Source organism: Enterobacter sp. CM29, assembly GCF_013179605.1.
GTDB classification, from domain to species: Bacteria; Pseudomonadota; Gammaproteobacteria; order Enterobacterales; family Enterobacteriaceae; genus Enterobacter; species Enterobacter intestinihominis.
Genome location: NZ_JABMCU010000021.1, coordinates 1 through 18466, shown reverse-complemented (window position 1 = coordinate 18466; position 18466 = coordinate 1). Strand labels below are relative to the sequence as shown.

Sequence of the window (18466 nt, the reverse complement as noted above, 5' to 3'; positions counted from 1 at the left end):
CTCCCTGTGGGAGAGGGCTGGGGTGAGGGCAACAGCCCGCAATTATTCGTCCAGAATCACTACTTTCCCAACATACGGCAGATGGCGATAACGCTGCGCGTAATCAATGCCGTAACCCACCACGAATTCGTCCGGGATGGAGAAACCAACGAACTCCACCGGCACCTGCACTTCACGGCGTTCAGGCTTATCCAGCAGGGTACAAATCGCCAGTGATTTTGGTTCACGCAGGCTCAGGATCTCACGCACTTTAGAGAGCGTGTTGCCGGAGTCGATGATGTCCTCAACAATCAACACATCTTTGCCACGAATATCTTCATCCAGATCTTTCAGGATTTTCACATCACGGGTTGTGGACATGCCGCTGCCGTAACTGGAGGCGGTCATAAAATCGACCTCGTGCGGCACCTGCACTTCACGGCACAGGTCTGCCATGAACATGAAAGAACCACGCAACAGACCGACCAGCACCATTTCGCTGCCGCTGTCCTTGTAATGTTCGGTGATTTGACGACCCAGTTCGGCGATACGCGCTTTGATCTCGGCTTCCGGGATCATCACTTCAACAGTATGTTTCATATTACTAACCAAATGATTTTAGTGAAAATCTCTCAATGCGGATGACTCTCGCTCCGGCATCGATACGCAAGCCAGCCATTATACCAGTAAATGGATTGCCCTGGCGTATGAGTTATAAAAAGCAATATTTGTGATTCCGATCACAGTTGTTAATACCTATAATTAATTGCTAGCAAATAATTAACAAAACTGACGAGTACTTTTCTATGGCTGAAACAAAAACTAAACAGCCGCGTCTACTGGTGACATTAACAGCCGCGTTTGCCGCATTCTGCGCGCTGTATTTGTTAATCGGTGGCGTATGGCTGGTCGCGATTGGCGGCTCCTGGTACTACCCGATTGCGGGTCTGGTTATGGTTGGCGTAACCGTCCTGCTTTTACGCAGAAAACAATCTGCTCTGTGGCTGTACGCAGCGTTACTGCTCGCAACCATGATCTGGGGCGTCTGGGAGGTCGGGTTCGACTTCTGGGCGTTGACGCCGCGCAGCGACATTCTGGTCTTCTTCGGTATCTGGCTGATCCTGCCGTTTGTCTGGCGTCGTCTGATCGTCCCTTCCAGTGGTGCTGTAGCCGGTCTGGTCGTTGCCCTGCTGATTAGTGGCGGCATCCTGACCTGGGCCGGATTCAACGACCCGCAGGAGATCCACGGTACGCTGAACACTGAATCCACACCGGCTGCGGCTATTTCGCAGGTGGCTGACGGCGACTGGCCAGCCTATGGTCGAAATCAGGAAGGTCAACGTTACTCCCCGCTGAAGCAGATCAACGCGGACAACGTGAAAAACCTGAAGGAAGCCTGGGTATTCCGTACCGGCGACCTGAAAATGCCGAACGATCCGGGTGAGCTGACCAACGAAGTGACCCCGATTAAAGTGGGCAACATGCTCTACCTGTGTACGGCGCACCAGCGTCTGTTCGCGCTCGACGCGGCCACCGGTAAAGAGAAATGGCACTTTGATCCACAGCTGAACTCCAACCCGTCGTTCCAGCACATAACCTGCCGCGGCGTCTCTTACCACGAAGCGCGCGCTGATAATGCCAGCCCGGAAGTCATTGCCGACTGTCCTCGCCGCATTATGCTGCCGGTGAACGATGGCCGCCTGTTTGCCATCAACGCTGAGACCGGTAAGCTGTGCGAAACCTTCGCTAACAAAGGCATTCTGAATCTTCAGACCAACATGCCGGACACTACGCCGGGTCTGTATGAGCCGACCTCCCCGCCAATTATTACCGATAAAACCATCGTGATTGCCGGTTCGGTAACGGATAACTTCTCTACCCGCGAAACCTCCGGCGTTATCCGTGGTTTCGACGTGAACACCGGTAAACTGCTGTGGGCCTTCGACCCGGGCGCGAAAGATCCCAACGCGATCCCATCGGATGAACACACCTTTACCTTTAACTCACCGAACTCCTGGGCACCGGCAGCGTATGACGCGAAGCTGGACCTGGTTTACCTGCCGATGGGCGTGACCACGCCGGATATCTGGGGTGGTAACCGTACGCCGGAGCAGGAACGTTACGCCAGCTCCATCGTGGCGCTGAACGCAACGACCGGTAAACTGGCATGGAGCTACCAGACCGTTCACCACGATCTGTGGGATATGGATATGCCGTCCCAGCCAACGCTGGCAGACATTACCGTTAACGGTAAAACCGTTCCGGTGATTTACGCCCCGGCCAAAACCGGCAACATCTTCGTGCTGGATCGCAGCAACGGTAAGCTGGTTGTTCCTGCGCCGGAAAAACCGGTTCCGCAGGGCGCGGCTAAAGGCGACTACGTTACCAAAACGCAGCCGTTCTCTGATCTGAGTTTCCGTCCGGAGAAAGACCTCAGCGGTGCAGACATGTGGGGTGCCACGATGTTTGACCAGCTGGTATGCCGCGTGATGTTCCACCAGCTGCGCTATGAAGGTATCTTCACGCCGCCGTCAGAGCAGGGCACGCTGGTCTTCCCGGGTAACCTGGGGATGTTCGAGTGGGGTGGGATCTCCGTTGACCCTAACCGTCAGGTCGCCATCGCTAACCCAATGGCGCTGCCGTTCGTTTCCCGTCTGATCCCACGCGGTCCGGGTAACCCAATGGAGCAGCCTAAAGATGCGAAAGGCAGCGGTACCGAAGCCGGTATCCAGCCGCAGTATGGCGTTCCTTATGGTGTGACCCTGAATCCGTTCCTTTCTCCGTTCGGTCTGCCGTGTAAACAGCCTGCCTGGGGTTACATCTCCGGTCTGGATCTGAAGACCAACAAGATCGTCTGGAAGAAACGTATTGGTACGCCACAGGACAGCATGCCGTTCCCGATGCCTGTTCCAGTGCCGTTCAATATGGGTATGCCAATGCTGGGTGGCCCAATCTCCACCGCCGGTAACGTGCTGTTCATCGCGGCAACCGCAGATAACTACCTGCGCGCCTACAACATGACCAACGGTGAAAAACTGTGGCAAGGCCGTCTGCCAGCCGGTGGACAGGCAACGCCGATGACCTATGAAGTGAATGGCAAACAGTACGTTGTCATCTCCGCAGGTGGTCACGGTTCGTTTGGCACGAAGATGGGCGACTATATTGTCGCGTATGCACTGCCTGACGACGCTAAGTAATGAAAAAGCCCGGTGGCGCTAACGCTTACCGGGCTTTCGGGTGTCCTATGTAGGCCGGGTAAGGCGAAGCCGCCACCCGGCTTTTTTTATACGGTAAAGCCCAGCATCATCCCCGTATCTTCATGCTCCAGCAGATGGCAGTGGGCCATATAGGCAAACTCTTTCGGCGCTTCGTGGTCGAACTTCACCAGCACCTCGCTGACACCGCCTTCCACCCTCACCGTATCTTTCCAGCCCCGGCGATGCGCGTCCGGCGCTTTACCGTTCTCAGAGAGAATACGGAACTGCGTGCCGTGGATATGGAACGGGTGCAGCATCATGTCGCCTTCGCCTGAAATCACCCAGCGTTCAAACTGCCCTTTCGTGGCGGCGAACATGGGCGTGTTCATATCGAACGCTTTGCCGTTGATGCGGTTGGCGTTGTGGAAATCGAAACCATGGCCGCCGTGATCCATGCCGCCCATTTTACCGTGGTCCATATTCATATGGCCCATCATCTGGCCGTGGTGCATTCCCGCCATGGCCTGATTGCCGTACTTCTTCATCAGCGCCTGCATGCCCATCATGTCGAGCATCGGGTCCATGGAGAGCTGAAGTTTACGCTGCGTAAGCCCGTCCAGCGACGGGAGTGCGGGTAGCGTGGTGAGGGCGTCCGGCAGCGTACCGGAAGCGGCGATCTGTAGCGGCTGAATGCGCAGGACCGGATGGGGTTTATCAAACGGCGCAACGGCCATCCCCATCTGGCTGACCGGCAGGGTCACCAGGTCAAACGCTTTGCCATCGCTGATATCCACCAGCACCTCGAAGCGCTCGCCCATCAGCATCGGCAGCTCGCTCACCTTCACCGGTTCCGGCAGCAGGCCGCCGTCGCTTGCCACCACATACAGCGGGCGTTTATCGCTGGTGGCGAAGTTCAGCGAGCGGGCGTTACAGCCATTTAGCAGGCGTAAACGCAGCCAGCCTTTTGGCGCGGCATGCTGCGGGTAGATTGCGCCGTTGGTCAGCAGCGTATCGCCAAACCAGCCTACCGCCGCGCTCATTACGTCCAGCTGATAGTCAATTTGCCCGTCAGCGCTGAATTTTTTGTCCTGCACAATCACCGGGACATCGTCGATCCCCCACTGTTTTGGCAGGCGCAGCAGGCGGCTTTCATCGTCTTCAATCAGCACCAGACCGGCCAGCCCCATCGCCACCTGATGGCCCGTTTTGCCATGCTGATGCGGGTGGAACCAGCAGGTCGCCGCACGCTGGTCAGGAGTAAAGGTGACGCTGCGTTTACCACCAGGCCTGATGACGCCCTGAGGCCCCCCATCCACTTCGCCCGGGACTTCCAGCCCATGCCAGTGCAGCGTGGTCTCTTGCGCTAGCGTGTTATGAATGTCTACCGTCACCGCCTTCCCTTTGCGTAACTGCAACGCAGGGCCGAGCAAATTGCCGTTATAACCCCACGTCGTGGCGGCGTGCTGACCGAACGTGGTTTTACCGGCCTGCACCACAAGCTGAATGCGGCTGCGGGCATCTGCGGCGAGTAATTCAGGTATGGGTAAAGCAGGTCTGTCGGCGGCAAAAACGGCGCGGCTCCAGAGCGGTAACGCGCTGGCAACCCCCAGCGCGGCAGAAAATTTTAAAAAATCACGACGTTGCATGTGCATTTCCTTATTTCCAGCAGGCGATCTTTTGAGCATAAACCCTCCCCTTACCGGAAGGTCAAGCACGGCGGCAATAATAAAGATCGTCGGCCTGGCATCAAGTATGCTAACGTTAATTTTCCGTGATGCAGTGGTAAAGGCAATGAAGACGTTTTTCAGAACAATTTTGTTCGCCAGCCTGATGGCGATGTGTGCGAACAGTTACGCGCTAAGTGAAAACGAAGCGGAAGATATGGCCGATCTGACGGCAGTTTTTGTTTTTCTGAAAAACGATTGTGGTTACCAGAATTTACCCAATGGGCAAATTCGTCGCGCACTGGTCTTTTTTGCCCAGCAGAACCAATGGGACCTCAGCAACTACGACAGCTTCGACATGAAGGCGCTCGGTGAAGACAGCTACCGTGATTTAAGCGGTATTGGCATTCCCACTGCTAAAAAATGCAAAGCGCTGGCTCGCGATTCACTCAGCCTGCTCGCCTACGTGAAGTAACCTTTCCGACGCCCCTTGTTGACCCGCTAACCGCTTCACGGCGGTGTTGTGTTGCGCCCATCTGCCGGATGTAATGGATGTTAACGAAGGAGGTGCTCCCCATGACCGAAAAAACGGTATGGCAAGAAACGCTGCATGACCAGTTTGGTCAGTATTTTGCCGTGGATAACGTGCTCTATCATGAGAAAACCGATCATCAGGATCTGATAATCTTCGAAAACGCCGCCTTTGGCCGCGTAATGGCGCTGGACGGCGTGGTGCAAACCACCGAGCGCGACGAGTTTATCTATCACGAAATGATGACCCACGTCCCGCTGCTGGCCCACGGCCACGCGAAGGACGTGCTGATTATCGGCGGCGGCGACGGCGCGATGCTGCGTGAAGTCTCTCGCCATCAGAATGTCGAAACCATCACCATGGTGGAAATCGACGCCGGTGTGGTGTCGTTCTGCCGCCAGTATCTGCCCAACCACAATGCTGGCAGCTATGACGATCCGCGGTTTAATCTGGTTATCGACGATGGCGTCAATTTTGTTAACCAGACCACGCAAACGTTTGATGTCATTATCTCTGACTGTACCGACCCTATCGGTCCGGGCGCGTCGCTGTTTACCTCGTCGTTTTACGAAGGCTGCAAGCGCTGCCTGAAGCCTGGCGGGATTTTTGTGGCGCAAAACGGCGTTTGCTTCCTGCAACAGGATGAAGCGCTTGATAGCCACCGTAAGCTGAGCACCTATTTTGCTGACGTCAGCTTCTACCAGGCGGCGATCCCCACTTACTACGGCGGGATCATGACCTTTGCCTGGGCGACGGATAACGACGTCCTGCGCCATCTCTCCACCGAAATTATCCAGGCCCGCTTCCACCAGGCCGGACTCAAATGCCGATACTACAACCCGGCGATCCACACCGCAGCCTTTGCGTTGCCTCAATATCTGCAAGACGCGCTGTCCTCAAAGGAGGTGAACTAATTGAAAAAGCTTAAACTGCATGGCTTTAACAATCTGACCAAAAGCCTGAGTTTTTGTATTTACGATATCTGCTACGCCAAAACAGCAGAAGAGCGCGATGGTTATATCGCCTATATCGATGAACTCTACAACGCCAACCGTCTGACCGAGATCCTGACAGAGACCTGCTCGATTATCGGCGCCAACATCCTGAATATCGCGCGCCAGGATTACGAGCCGCAGGGAGCAAGCGTCACCATTCTGGTCAGTGAAGAGCCGGTTGACCCGCAGCTTATCGACAAAACCGAGCACCCCGGCCCACTGCCAGAAGTGGTTGTCGCCCACCTGGATAAAAGCCATATCTGCGTGCACACCTACCCGGAAAGCCACCCGGAAGGCGGACTGTGTACCTTCCGCGCGGATATCGAGGTGTCGACCTGCGGCGTGATTTCACCGCTGAATGCGTTGAATTATTTAATCCACCAGCTGGAATCCGATATCGTCACTATTGATTATCGCGTACGCGGTTTTACCCGTGATATCAACGGCATGAAGCACTTCATCGATCATGAGATCAACTCCATTCAGAACTTCATGTCCGACGACATGAAATCGCTGTACGACATGATGGATGTGAACGTCTATCAGGAGAATATCTTCCACACCAAAATGTTACTTAAGGAATTCGACCTTAAGCACTACATGTTCCACACGAAACCGGAAGATTTAAGCGAAGAAGAGCGTAAGGTCATTACCGACCTGCTCTGGAAAGAGATGCGCGAAATTTACTACGGCCGTAACATTCCGACCGTGTAATCGTGGCCCGAAGCAGGGACGCTTCGGGGAGTTACTTCTGTTTCATAAAGTCGCGGTAGGCGTTCACCACTTTCAGGAAATCTTCCACACCGCACAGCGACAGGCTCTCTTCGTCGTAGTAGCTCATCCCCTCTTCCATCTCATCACCCGAGAACTCAAGCTGGTTGGCACGCACCATCACCTCTTCGCCATCCATCCACAGGGTGTATTCGTGTCCGGCGCGTTGCCAGGAGCGTTCACTGCCTTTCACCGTTTCCGCTGCCTGTTCGACTTCATCCAGCAGCGCGAGGTTCTCTTTCACCTCTTCGTTAAACCAGTGTCCAACGGCTTCGTGCCCCATCGACATTCGCACTTTCACCACGCCGGTGATGTCGCGCAAAAATTCGTAATCCATAGCGTTTTCCTCTGCAAAGCCATTAGGGTAATTATCGCAGCAGAGAGGAAGAAAAAAAGCGGGAGAGGTGGGAGGAATGAAAATAAAAAAATACCCCTCACCCTGGCCCTCTCCCAAAGGGAGAGGGAATAAAATCCCCCTCGCCCCTTTGGGAGAGGGGTTAGGGGTGAGGGGTTGGTTTTTATACCGCGGTCTGGAAGATCACCCCGTCAGCCTTCTCGGTGTACTGAGAGAGCTGGTCGAAGTTCAGATAGCGATAGGTATCCACCGCCGTCTTATCTACCTGAGCCACAAAGGTCTGGTACTCTTCCGGCGTTGGCAGTTTGCCAATCAGCGCCGCAACCGCTGCCAGCTCCGCAGAAGCCAGGTAGACGTTCGCCCCGGTACCCAAACGGTTCGGGAAGTTACGGGTGGAGGTGGAAACCACTGTCGCACCGTCGGCCACGCGCGCCTGGTTGCCCATGCACAGGGAGCAGCCCGGAATTTCAATACGCGCCCCGCTCTTACCGAACACGCTGTAGTAGCCCTCTTCGGTCAGCTGCGCCGCATCCATACGGGTTGGCGGCGCCACCCACAGACGGGTCGGCAGCTGGCCTTTGTGAGTATCCAGCAGCTTACCGGCAGCACGGAAGTGGCCGATGTTGGTCATACAGGAGCCGATGAACACTTCGTCGATCTTATCGCCCTGTACGTCAGAGAGCAGACGCGCATCGTCCGGATCGTTTGGCGCACACAGGATTGGCTCTTTGATATCCGCCAGATCGATGTCGATCACCGCCGCGTACTCTGCGTCAGCGTCAGCTTCCAGCAGCTGCGGATCCGCCAGCCATTTTTCCATGCCCTGAATACGACGCTCCAGCGTACGGCGGTCGCCGTAGCCTTCCGCAATCATCCACTTGAGCAGCACGATGTTGGAGGTCAGATACTCAATAATCGGCTCTTTGTTCAGCTTGATGGTACAGCCCGCCGCAGAACGCTCGGCAGAGGCATCGGTCAGCTCGAACGCCTGCTCAACTTTCAGATCCGGCAGACCTTCAATTTCCAGAATGCGGCCAGAGAAGATGTTTTTCTTGCCCTTCTTCTCAACGGTCAGCAGACCCTGTTTGATGGCATACAGCGGGATTGCGTGCACCAGATCGCGCAGAGTGATGCCCGGCTGCATTTTGCCTTTGAAGCGCACCAGCACGGATTCAGGCATGTCGAGAGGCATCACGCCGGTCGCTGCGGCAAACGCCACCAGACCGGAGCCCGCAGGGAAGGAGATACCAATCGGGAAACGGGTATGAGAGTCACCGCCGGTACCCACGGTGTCCGGCAGCAGCATGCGGTTCAGCCAGGAGTGGATAACGCCGTCGCCCGGACGCAGGGAGACACCGCCACGGTTCATAATGAAGTCAGGCAGCGTGTGGTGCGTAGTGACGTCAACCGGCTTCGGATATGCCGCAGTGTGGCAGAAGGACTGCATGACCAGGTCAGACGAGAAGCCCAGGCACGCAAGGTCTTTCAGTTCATCACGGGTCATTGGACCGGTGGTGTCCTGAGAGCCCACGGAGGTCATTTTCGGCTCGCAGTACGCGCCAGGACGGATACCAGCGACGCCGCAGGCGCGACCGACCATTTTCTGTGCCAGCGAGAAGCCGCGATTGCTTTCCGCCACGTCTTTCGCCTGACGGAACACGTCACTGTGCGGCAGACCCAGCGCTTCACGCGCTTTGGTGGTCAGGCCACGGCCAATAATCAGCGGAATACGGCCACCGGCACGCACTTCGTCGATCAGCACGTCGGTTTTCAGCTCGAAGCTTGCCAACAGTTCGTTGGTTTCGTGGTTGCGCACTTCGCCTTTATACGGGTAAACGTCAATCACGTCGCCCATGTTCAGGTTGCTCACGTCCACTTCAATTGGCAGAGCGCCCGCATCTTCCATGGTGTTGAAGAAGATCGGTGCAATTTTGCCGCCGAGGCACAGGCCGCCGCCGCGCTTGTTCGGCACGTGCGGAATGTCGTCGCCCATGAACCACAGCACGGAGTTGGTGGCGGATTTACGGGAAGAACCGGTACCAACCACATCACCGACGTAGGCCAGCGGGAAACCTTTCTCCTGAAGCGCTTCGATCTGTTTAATCGGGCCAACGCTACCCGGCTGATCCGGCTCGATGCCTTCGCGGGCGTTTTTCAGCATCGCCAGGGCATGCAGGGGAATATCAGGACGAGACCACGCGTCCGGAGCCGGAGAGAGGTCATCGGTGTTGGTTTCACCGGTAACCTTAAAGACGGTCACGGTAATTTTTTCAGCAAGCGCAGGGCGGTTCAGGAACCATTCGGCATCGGCCCAGGACTGCATCACCTGCTTCGCGTAAACGTTGCCTGCTTTGGCTTTTTCTTCTACATCGTAGAAGTTATCGAACATCAGCAGCGTTGAAGAGAGCGCTTTGGCAGCAATCGGTGCCAGCTTTTCGTTGTCCAGCGCGTCAATCAGCGGATGAATGTTATAGCCGCCCTGCATGGTGCCGAGCAGTTCAATGGCTTTTTCAGGAGTAACCAGTGGGGAGGTGGCTTCGCCTTTGGCGATAGCAGCAAGGAATCCGGCTTTTACGTAGGCAGCTTCATCTACGCCAGGCGGTACGCGGTTGATCAGCAGATCTAACAGGAATTCTTCTTCGCCCTCAGGCGGGTTCTTCAGCAGCTCGACGAGCGCGGCCATTTGGGTTGCATCTAAAGGTTTGGGTACAATTCCCTCGGCGGCACGTTCTGCTACGTGCTTACGGTATTCTTCTAGCACGACGGTTCTCCTCGCTCTCATTGTCATATGCGGCGGGCGTTCTCTTCACGCTCCTGTGAGACAGCAGTTTGTAGGGTAAATGCCCGATACCGCGTCGGGCAGCATAGCAGGATTTCTGCACAGTGTTAATCTGTTTACAAAAAAGCAACATTAAATTATTTGCTGAATCGTTAAGCATGGTGTAGCGGGGAGACGAGGCGAATCTTGTCCTCTTTCCCGTCGCCTTTTCAGCTATCCGATATAATTGTGTAATAAATACTCACACTCTTTATCCGGACGCTCCGGTTGGTTTCCCAACAATAGTCAAAACTGTAAAACACGAGTGAATGATACTCGCGGCAACAGCAACGCCTCACGGCACTGCACTCGTCTCGTTGGAGTCAATCTATGAAGTTGCCTTTTAAACCACATCTTCTTGTTCTGCTTTGCAGTGCGGGGCTGTTTGCCGCCTCGGGTGTCATGTACGTTAAAAGCCGCGCAACGGAACCTGCTACACCTGCTCCGGTTACACAACAACCTGGCGCACCGGTAGCCCAGCCTGCGCCCGTCGCTGCCCCGGTCTACACTGCGGCGCAAATCGACCAATGGGTTGCCCCTGTCGCGCTTTACCCGGATGCCCTGCTGTCGCAAATCTTGATGGCGTCGACCTACCCGTCAAATGTTATTCAGGCCGCGCAGTGGTCGAAAGACAATCCTAAAATGCAGGGTGATGCCGCCCTTCAGGCGGTAGCCACCCAGCCGTGGGATCCCAGCGTAAAATCCCTGGTTGCGTTTCCTCAGCTGATGTCGTTGATGGGCGAAAATCCGCCATGGGTACAAAATCTGGGAGACGCCTTCCTTGCACAGCCGAAAGATGTGATGGATTCCGTACAGCGGCTGCGCCTGCTGGCCCAACAAACGGGTGCGCTACAATCCACACCGCAGCAGACGGTCACCACCGTCACGAAACCTGCATCGACAAAAACCACGACAACCGCAACGTCTACCAGCCCAACGGTGATCAAGATTGAATCCGCCGATCCGCAGGTGGTGTATGTTCCCACGTATAACCCGAATACGGTTTATGGTACCTGGCCTAACACCGCTTACCCGCCGGTCTATCTTCCGCCCTCACCCGGCGAGCAATTCACTGACAGTCTGGTTAAAGGATTAGGTTTTAGCCTCGGGGTCGCTACAACCTACGCCATTTTCAGCAATATTGACTGGGATGACGACGACTGGGATCACCATCATCACGATGATGACTGGGACAATCACGGCGGTTATAACCGCAACGGTGATAACAACATCAATATCAACGTGGATAATTTCAACAGAATCAGCGGGCAGCACCTGAACGGTAATAACCACACCTGGCAGCACAATCCTGCCTATCGTGAAGGCGTGCCTTACCCGAATAACCAGCTAACTAACCGCTTCCACTCTACACATACAGCCACCGGGCTAAGCGCGACGCAGCAAAATCCAGTCAATCGCGACAGCCAGCGCCAGGCCGCTCTCAGCCAGATGGAAAAATCAACGGGTAAAACCCTCCCACACTCAGTACATACAGCCACGCGGGACGCACAACGTCTGGCCTCAACGCAACAGTTGAAGCAGATCTCGCAGCGAAATAACTATCGTGGATATGACACCAGGCCACAGGCCGTAAAACGGACGAGCACGCCGCAGCGTGAACATCATCAGACTGACATGCACAGACAGGAGAAGCGGGTTTCACAGACGGTACAGCAGCCAGCCAGGCTGCATCGGGCCAATGCCCTGAGCGGCAACGACAGCCGCTCCGCGAACTGGCAAGCCCAGCAGCAGCGCGGGGCGCAAAGCCGGCAGCTCGCTACTCGTCAACATCAGCCGCGCCAGCTCACTGGTGAACGCGCTGAACGCCATGAATTCCGTCATCGTTAAGGGAGCCGACATGAAACGTCAATTACTCAGTGGAATGGTGTTGTTCATGGTCTCGGCGGCCGTCATGGCACAGCAATCGTTCAGTTCGCCAGAACAGGCGACCAGTGTGCTGGCAAGCGCCATCAGCGAGCAAAACGAAAGTGCGATGAACAATTTGCTCGGTGAAAACTGGCGCGATTTTCTGCCGCCCGAAGGCGTTGATCCTGATGCGGTCGATCGCTTCCTGCGCGACTGGAACGTTCATCATAAAACCGTCATCAGTGGCAACGTGGCGCACCTGGTGGTGGGCGATAACGGCTGGCAGCTACCGATCCCGGTGGTCAAAACGGCATCTGGCTGGCAGTTTGATATGCAGGAAGCCGCAGAAGAGATCCTGACCCGCGAAATCGGGCGCAACGAACTCGCAGCCATCGAAGCGCTTCACGCCTATGTTGATGCCCAGCAGAGCTATTTTGCGATGAACCAAAAGTACGCGCAGAAGATAGTCAGTTCTGAAGGTAAAAAGGATGGACTGTACTGGCCCGTCGCTCCCGGTGAAACGCCCAGCCCACTGGGTCCGGCGTTCAGTCCTCCACAGTCGGGGGCGGGTTACCATGGTTACCGATTCCGCATCCTGCCGGATAAAAATGGCTTTGCCATGGTCGCCTGGCCGGTGAACTACGGTCAGACGGGGGTAATGAGCTTTGTAATTAACCAGGATGACGCGGTTTATCAGGCAGATCTCGGCAACGATTCGGCGCAGAAAGCGCAGGCTCTTAGTGAATACCAGCCGGATAAGACCTGGCAGCCTGTCACACCCTGAACGCAGCGCATAAAAAAAGCGGCCTGAGGCCGCTTTTTTCATCTGAAGAAACTTATTTCTTCTTCGCTTTCGCGTTTGGCAGGTCGGTAATGCTACCTTCAAACACTTCTGCCGCCAGGCCCACGGACTCATGCAGAGTTGGGTGTGCGTGGATGGTCAGCGCGATGTCTTCTGCGTCGCAGCCCATTTCGATAGCCAGACCGATTTCACCCAGCAGCTCGCCGCCGTTGGTACCGACAATCGCACCACCGATGACGCGGTGAGTCTCTTTGTCGAAGATCAGTTTGGTCATACCGTCTGCGCAGTCGGACGCGATAGCACGGCCAGAAGCAGCCCACGGGAAGGTGGCAGTTTCGTAGCTGATGCCTTTCTCTTTCGCTTCTTTCTCAGTCAGACCAACCCATGCAACTTCTGGCTCGGTATACGCGATAGATGGGATCACTTTCGGATCGAAGTAATGCTTCATGCCGGCGATAACTTCAGCGGCAACATGACCTTCGTGAACACCTTTGTGCGCCAGCATTGGCTGACCGACGATATCGCCGATAGCAAAGATGTGCGGCACGTTGGTACGCAGCTGTTTGTCAACGCGGATGAAGCCACGGTCGTCCACTTCCACGCCAGCTTTGCCCGCGTCGAGGTTTTTACCGTTCGGCACACGGCCAATAGCCACCAGCACGGCGTCGTAACGCTGTGGTTCGGATGGGGCTTTTTTGCCTTCCATGGAAACGTAAATACCGTCTTCTTTCGCTTCAACGGCAGTCACTTTGGTTTCCAGCATCAGGTTGAATTTCTTGCTGATGCGTTTGGTGAAGACTTTAACGATATCTTTGTCGGCTGCCGGGATTACCTGGTCGAACATTTCAACCACGTCGATCTCTGAACCCAGCGCATGGTACACAGTACCCATTTCCAGACCGATGATACCGCCGCCCATAACCAGCAGACGCTTAGGAACGGTTTTCAGCTCCAGCGCATCGGTGGAATCCCACACGCGTGGATCTTCATGTGGAATGAATGGCAGTTCGATTGGGCGAGAGCCTGCCGCGATGATCGCGTTGTCGAAGTTGATCACGGTTTTGCCGTTTTCGCCTTCCACTTCCAGGGTGTTCGCACCGGTGAATTTACCCAGACCGTTTACCACTTTCACTTTACGGCCTTTGGCCATACCCGCCAGACCGCCGGTCAGCTGAGTGATAACTTTCTCTTTCCAGGTACGAATTTTGTCGATATCGGTTTTCGGCTCGCCGAAGACGATACCGTGTTCAGCCAGCGCTTTAGCTTCTTCGATAACTTTCGCTACGTGCAGCAGCGCTTTAGAAGGGATACAGCCGACGTTCAGACAAACACCGCCGAGGGTGCTGTAACGTTCTACGATGACGGTTTCCAGACCTAAATCCGCGGCGCGAAATGCTGCGGAGTAACCTGCCGGGCCTGCCCCAAGTACTACGACCTGAGTTTTGATTTCTGTGCTCATCATGACCTCTTAATGTATACCCGTCGTCCACCGGGTCGTTCTATCCGCCCGTATTTTACAAAATTGTTAACAATTTTGAAACAACAAACGGCTCACGAATTATCGCTTTCACCAATAACCTCAAAAACCCCATGAGATTATCAGAAAAAAGCCGGCCGACTGGCCGGCTTTTCGATTACATCACCAGGCGGCGAATGTCGCTCAGGGTGTTGTTGATGATGGTGATGAAACGCGCACCATCAGCCCCGTCGATTACGCGGTGGTCGAAGGACAGAGAGATTGGCATCATCAGACGCGGCACGAACTCTTTGCCATTCCACACCGGCTCCATCGCGGACTTGGACACACCGAGGATAGCCACTTCCGGCGCGTTTACAATCGGCGCGAAGTGGGTGGTACCCAGGCCGCCGATGCTGGAGATAGTGAAGCAGCCGCCCTGCATTTCGCCGGCAGTCAGCTTACCATCACGCGCTTTTTTGGAGATGGTGGTCAGTTCACGGGACAGCTCGGTAATGCTCTTCTTGTTCACGTCTTTGAAGACCGGAACCACCAGACCATTTGGCGTATCAACCGCAACACCGATGTTGATGTATTTCTTCAGCGTCAGCTTCTGGCCGTCTTCGGACAGGGAGCTGTTGAAGCGTGGCATCTGCTCAAGAGCAGCGGCAACGGCCTTCATGATAAAGACCACTGGGGTGAACTTCACGTCCAGCTTACGCTTCTCAGCTTCGGCGTTCTGCTGTTTACGGAACGCTTCCAGATCGGTGATATCGGTCTTATCGAAGTGCGTAACGTGCGGGATCATCACCCAGTTACGGCTCAGGTTAGCACCAGAGATTTTCTGGATACGGCCCAGCTCCACTTCTTCGATTTCACCGAACTTGCTGAAGTCCACTTTCGGCCATGGCAGCATGCCCGGGATACCGCCGCCAGCGGCTGCTGCAGGTGCAGCTTCGGCGCGTTTCACCGCGTCTTTCACGTAAGCCTGAACGTCTTCGCGCAGGATACGACCTTTACGGCCGGTGCCCTTCACTTTCGCCAGGTTCACACCGAATTCGCGCGCCAGGCGACGAATCAGCGGAGTCGCGTGGACGTAAGCGTCGTTTTCAGCGAACTCAGATTTTTCTGCTTTAGCAGCAGGGGCAGCAGCAGGTTTAGCAGCCTGAGCCGGTGCAGCAGCAGGTTTAGCAGCCTGAGCCGGTGCAGCAGCAGGTGCCGGAGCAGCCGCGGCAGCCGGAGCGGCGGCAGGCGCTGCGCCTTCCACTTCGAAGACCATGATCAGAGAGCCGGTAGACACTTTGTCGCCGGTGCTGATTTTGATCTCTTTAACGGTACCGGCGAACGGCGCAGGCACTTCCATAGAAGCTTTGTCGCCTTCAACGGTGATCAGTGACTGTTCAGCGGCAACTTTGTCGCCCACTTTCACCATCACTTCGGTCACTTCAACTTCGTCACCGCCGATATCCGGTACGTTAACGTCTTTCGCGCCGCCAGCAGCCGCTGGTGCAGCGGCCGGAGCCGGAGCAGCAGCCTGAGCAGGCGCAGCGGCAGGTGCTGCACCCGCCACTTCGAAGACCATGATCAGCGAGCCGGTAGACACTTTGTCGCCGGTGTTGATCTTGATCTCTTTAACGGTACCGGCGAACGGTGCTGGCACTTCCATAGAGGCTTTGTCGCCTTCTACGGTGATCAGTGACTGCTCAGCCGCAACGGTGTCGCCCACTTTCACCAGGATTTCGGTAACTTCAACTTCGTCACCGCCGATGTCAGGCACATTTACTTCTTTCGCTGCCGCGGCCGCTGCTGGAGCAGCAGCAGGAGCGGCTTCTTTCTTCTCTTCCTGCGCAGGTGCAGCAGCTGCTGCACCGTCGGCGGAATCGAAAATCATGATCAGTTTGCCAGTCTCGGTTTTATCGCCAACAGAGACTTTGATCTCTTTAACGATGCCAGCCTGAGGAGACGGGACTTCCATAGAGGCTTTGTCGCCTTCTACGGTGATCAGCGACTGTTCAGCTTCAACTTTGTCGCCTACTTTGACCAGGATCTCGGTGATTTCAACTTCATCAGCCCCGATGTCCGGTACATTGATTTCGATAGCCATTATTCTTTTACCTCTTACGCCAGACGCGGGTTAACTTTATCTGCATCGATGTTGAATTTGGTGATTGCGTCCGCAACCACTTTCTTATCGATTTCGCCACGTTTAGCCAGTTCGCCCAGTGCTGCTACTACCACGTAGGAAGCATCAACTTCGAAGTGGTGACGCAGGTTTTCGCGGCTGTCAGAACGACCGAAGCCGTCAGTACCCAGTACGCGATAATCATCAGCTGGAACGTAAGTACGAACCTGCTCAGCGAACAGTTTCATATAGTCAGTAGACGCCACCGCAGGCGCGTCGTTCATCACCTGAGCGATGTACGGAACGCGTGGGGTTTCCATTGGGTGCAGCATGTTCCAGCGCTCACAATCCTGGCCATCACGCGCCAGTTCAGTGAAGGAGGTCACAGAGTACACATCGGAACCCACACCGTAGTCTTTCGCCAGGATCTGCGCTGCTTCACGAACGTGACGCAGGATAGAACCGGAGCCCAGCAGCTGAACTTTACCTTTGCTACCTTCGATGGTTTCGAGTTTGTAGATACCTTTACGGATACCTTCCTCGGCACCTGCTGGCATTGCCGGCATGTGGTAGTTTTCGTTCAGGGTGGTGATGTAGTAGTAAACGTTCTCTTGCGCTTCACCGTACATGCGCTGCAGACCGTCATGCATGATGACTGCCACTTCGTACGCGTAAGACGGGTCGTAAGAGATACAGTTAGGGATAGTCAGAGACTGAATGTGGCTGTGGCCATCTTCGTGCTGCAGACCTTCACCGTTCAGGGTCGTACGACCAGAAGTACCACCAATCAGGAAGCCGCGAGCCTGCTGGTCGCCGGCCTGCCAGCACAGGTCACCGATACGCTGGAACCCGAACATGGAGTAGTAGATGTAGAACGGGATCATCGGCAGGTTGTTGGTGCTGTAAGAGGTCGCAGCAGCCAGCCAGGATGCGCCTGCGCCCAGCTCGTTGATACCTTCCTGCAGGATCTGACCTTTCTCGTCTTCTTTGTAGTATGCAACCTGCTCACGGTCCTGCGGGGTGTACTGCTGGCCGTTCGGGCTGTAGATACCGATCTGACGGAACAGACCTTCCATACCGAAAGTACGCGCTTCGTCGGCGATGATTGGAACCAGACGATCTTTGATTGACTTGTTCTTCAGCATCACGTTCAGGGCACGAACGAAAGCGATAGTGGTAGAGATCTCTTTGTTCTGCTCTTCCAGCAGCTGAGAGAAGTCTTCCAGGGCTGGCAGTTCCAGCTTCTCGGTGAAGTTAGGCTGACGAGCAGGCAGGTAGCCTTTCAGCGCCTGACGACGTTCGTGCAGGTATTTGTGCTCTTCAGACCCTTCCGGGAAGGTGATGTAAGACAGGTTTTCTACCTGCTCATCGGTCACTGGAACGTTGAAACGGTCGCGGATATAACGCACGCCGTCCATGTTCATTTTCTTAACCTGGTGAGCGATGTTTTTACCTTCTGCGGTATCACCCATGCCGTAGCCTTTGATGGTGTGGGCCAGGATCACAGTCGCTTTACCTTTGGTTTCCTGCGCTTTTTTCAGTGCAGCGTAAACTTTCTTCGGATCGTGACCACCGCGGTTCAGCGCCCAGATCTGCTCGTCAGTCCAGTCTGCAACCAGGGCTGCGGTTTCAGGATATTTGCCGAAGAAGTGCTCACGAACGTAGGCACCGTCTTTGGATTTGAAGGTCTGGTAGTCGCCGTCAACGGTTTCGTTCATCAGCTGGATCAGTTTACCGCTGGTGTCTTTACGCAGCAGCTCATCCCAACGACCGCCCCACATGACTTTGATCACGTTCCAGCCTGCACCCGCGAAGATGCCTTCCAGTTCGTTAATGATCTTGCCGTTACCGGTTACCGGACCATCCAGACGTTGCAGGTTACAGTTGATGATGAAGCACAGGTTGTCCA

General features: G+C 55.2%; 13 protein-coding genes. 6 read left to right on the top strand and 7 right to left on the bottom strand.

Annotated features, from left to right (window positions below; translation table 11 throughout):
• Positions 1 to 42: 42 nt before the first annotated feature.
• Positions 43 to 579 (bottom strand): hypoxanthine phosphoribosyltransferase, encoded by a 537-nt coding sequence (hpt, locus tag HP459_RS04730; protein WP_003856303.1) that lies wholly within the window; start codon positions 577 to 579, stop codon positions 43 to 45.
• 206 nt (positions 580 to 785) lie between these two features.
• Here hpt and HP459_RS04725 point away from each other — a divergent pair, with 206 nt between their 5' ends.
• Entirely contained in the window at positions 786 to 3176 is a 2391-nt protein-coding gene (locus tag HP459_RS04725; RefSeq protein WP_023299340.1) for a glucose/quinate/shikimate family membrane-bound PQQ-dependent dehydrogenase, read from the top strand.
• Positions 3177 to 3262: 86 nt separating this feature from the next.
• Here the strand turns inward: HP459_RS04725 and cueO are convergent, their stop codons facing one another.
• Positions 3263 to 4822 carry a multicopper oxidase CueO gene (gene cueO / locus HP459_RS04720; RefSeq protein ID WP_032625523.1) on the bottom strand — a complete coding sequence of 520 codons (1560 nt, stop codon included), beginning with the start codon at positions 4820 to 4822 and terminating at the stop codon, positions 3263 to 3265.
• Between the two features lie 145 nt (positions 4823 to 4967).
• Here cueO and HP459_RS04715 point away from each other — a divergent pair, with 145 nt between their 5' ends.
• The 3 genes from HP459_RS04715 (at position 4968) to speD (ending at position 7081) form a co-directional block, all read left to right on the top strand.
• A complete protein-coding gene (locus HP459_RS04715) occupies positions 4968 to 5315 on the top strand; it encodes a YacC family pilotin-like protein (protein WP_003856306.1) in 348 nt (115 codons plus the stop codon).
• Between the two features lie 101 nt (positions 5316 to 5416).
• Positions 5417 to 6286 (top strand): polyamine aminopropyltransferase, encoded by an 870-nt coding sequence (gene speE, locus HP459_RS04710; RefSeq protein WP_022647071.1) that lies wholly within the window; start codon positions 5417 to 5419, stop codon positions 6284 to 6286.
• Positions 6287 to 7081: an adenosylmethionine decarboxylase gene (gene speD / locus HP459_RS04705; RefSeq protein WP_022647070.1), complete on the top strand. Its 795-nt coding sequence runs from the start codon at positions 6287 to 6289 to the stop codon at positions 7079 to 7081.
• 31 nt (positions 7082 to 7112) lie between these two features.
• Here the strand turns inward: speD and yacL are convergent, their stop codons facing one another.
• Both yacL and acnB read right to left on the bottom strand, forming a co-directional pair.
• Positions 7113 to 7475 (bottom strand): protein YacL, encoded by a 363-nt coding sequence (yacL, locus tag HP459_RS04700; protein ID WP_022647069.1) that lies wholly within the window; start codon positions 7473 to 7475, stop codon positions 7113 to 7115.
• 181 nt (positions 7476 to 7656) lie between these two features.
• Positions 7657 to 10254, bottom strand: a complete 2598-nt coding sequence (gene acnB / locus HP459_RS04695) for a bifunctional aconitate hydratase 2/2-methylisocitrate dehydratase (RefSeq protein ID WP_022647068.1) — start codon at positions 10252 to 10254, stop codon at positions 7657 to 7659.
• 387 nt (positions 10255 to 10641) lie between these two features.
• Here acnB and HP459_RS04690 point away from each other — a divergent pair, with 387 nt between their 5' ends.
• Both HP459_RS04690 and HP459_RS04685 read left to right on the top strand, forming a co-directional pair.
• Positions 10642 to 12159, top strand: a complete 1518-nt coding sequence (locus tag HP459_RS04690) for a DUF3300 domain-containing protein (protein WP_171935978.1) — start codon at positions 10642 to 10644, stop codon at positions 12157 to 12159.
• Positions 12160 to 12169: 10 nt separating this feature from the next.
• Positions 12170 to 12961 (top strand): DUF2950 family protein, encoded by a 792-nt coding sequence (locus HP459_RS04685; RefSeq protein ID WP_171935977.1) that lies wholly within the window; start codon positions 12170 to 12172, stop codon positions 12959 to 12961.
• A 52-nt stretch (positions 12962 to 13013) separates the two neighbouring features.
• Here the strand turns inward: HP459_RS04685 and lpdA are convergent, their stop codons facing one another.
• The 3 genes from lpdA to aceE form a co-directional block, all read right to left on the bottom strand.
• Positions 13014 to 14438: a dihydrolipoyl dehydrogenase gene (lpdA, locus tag HP459_RS04680; RefSeq protein ID WP_003856313.1), complete on the bottom strand. Its 1425-nt coding sequence runs from the start codon at positions 14436 to 14438 to the stop codon at positions 13014 to 13016.
• A 175-nt stretch (positions 14439 to 14613) separates the two neighbouring features.
• Complete coding sequence (gene aceF / locus HP459_RS04675; RefSeq protein ID WP_171935976.1) at positions 14614 to 16539, bottom strand: pyruvate dehydrogenase complex dihydrolipoyllysine-residue acetyltransferase; 1926 nt, start codon at positions 16537 to 16539, stop codon at positions 14614 to 14616.
• A 14-nt stretch (positions 16540 to 16553) separates the two neighbouring features.
• Positions 16554 to 18466 (bottom strand): pyruvate dehydrogenase (acetyl-transferring), homodimeric type (aceE, locus tag HP459_RS04670; RefSeq protein WP_171935975.1); only part of this gene is annotated, 1913 nt, incomplete at its 5' end.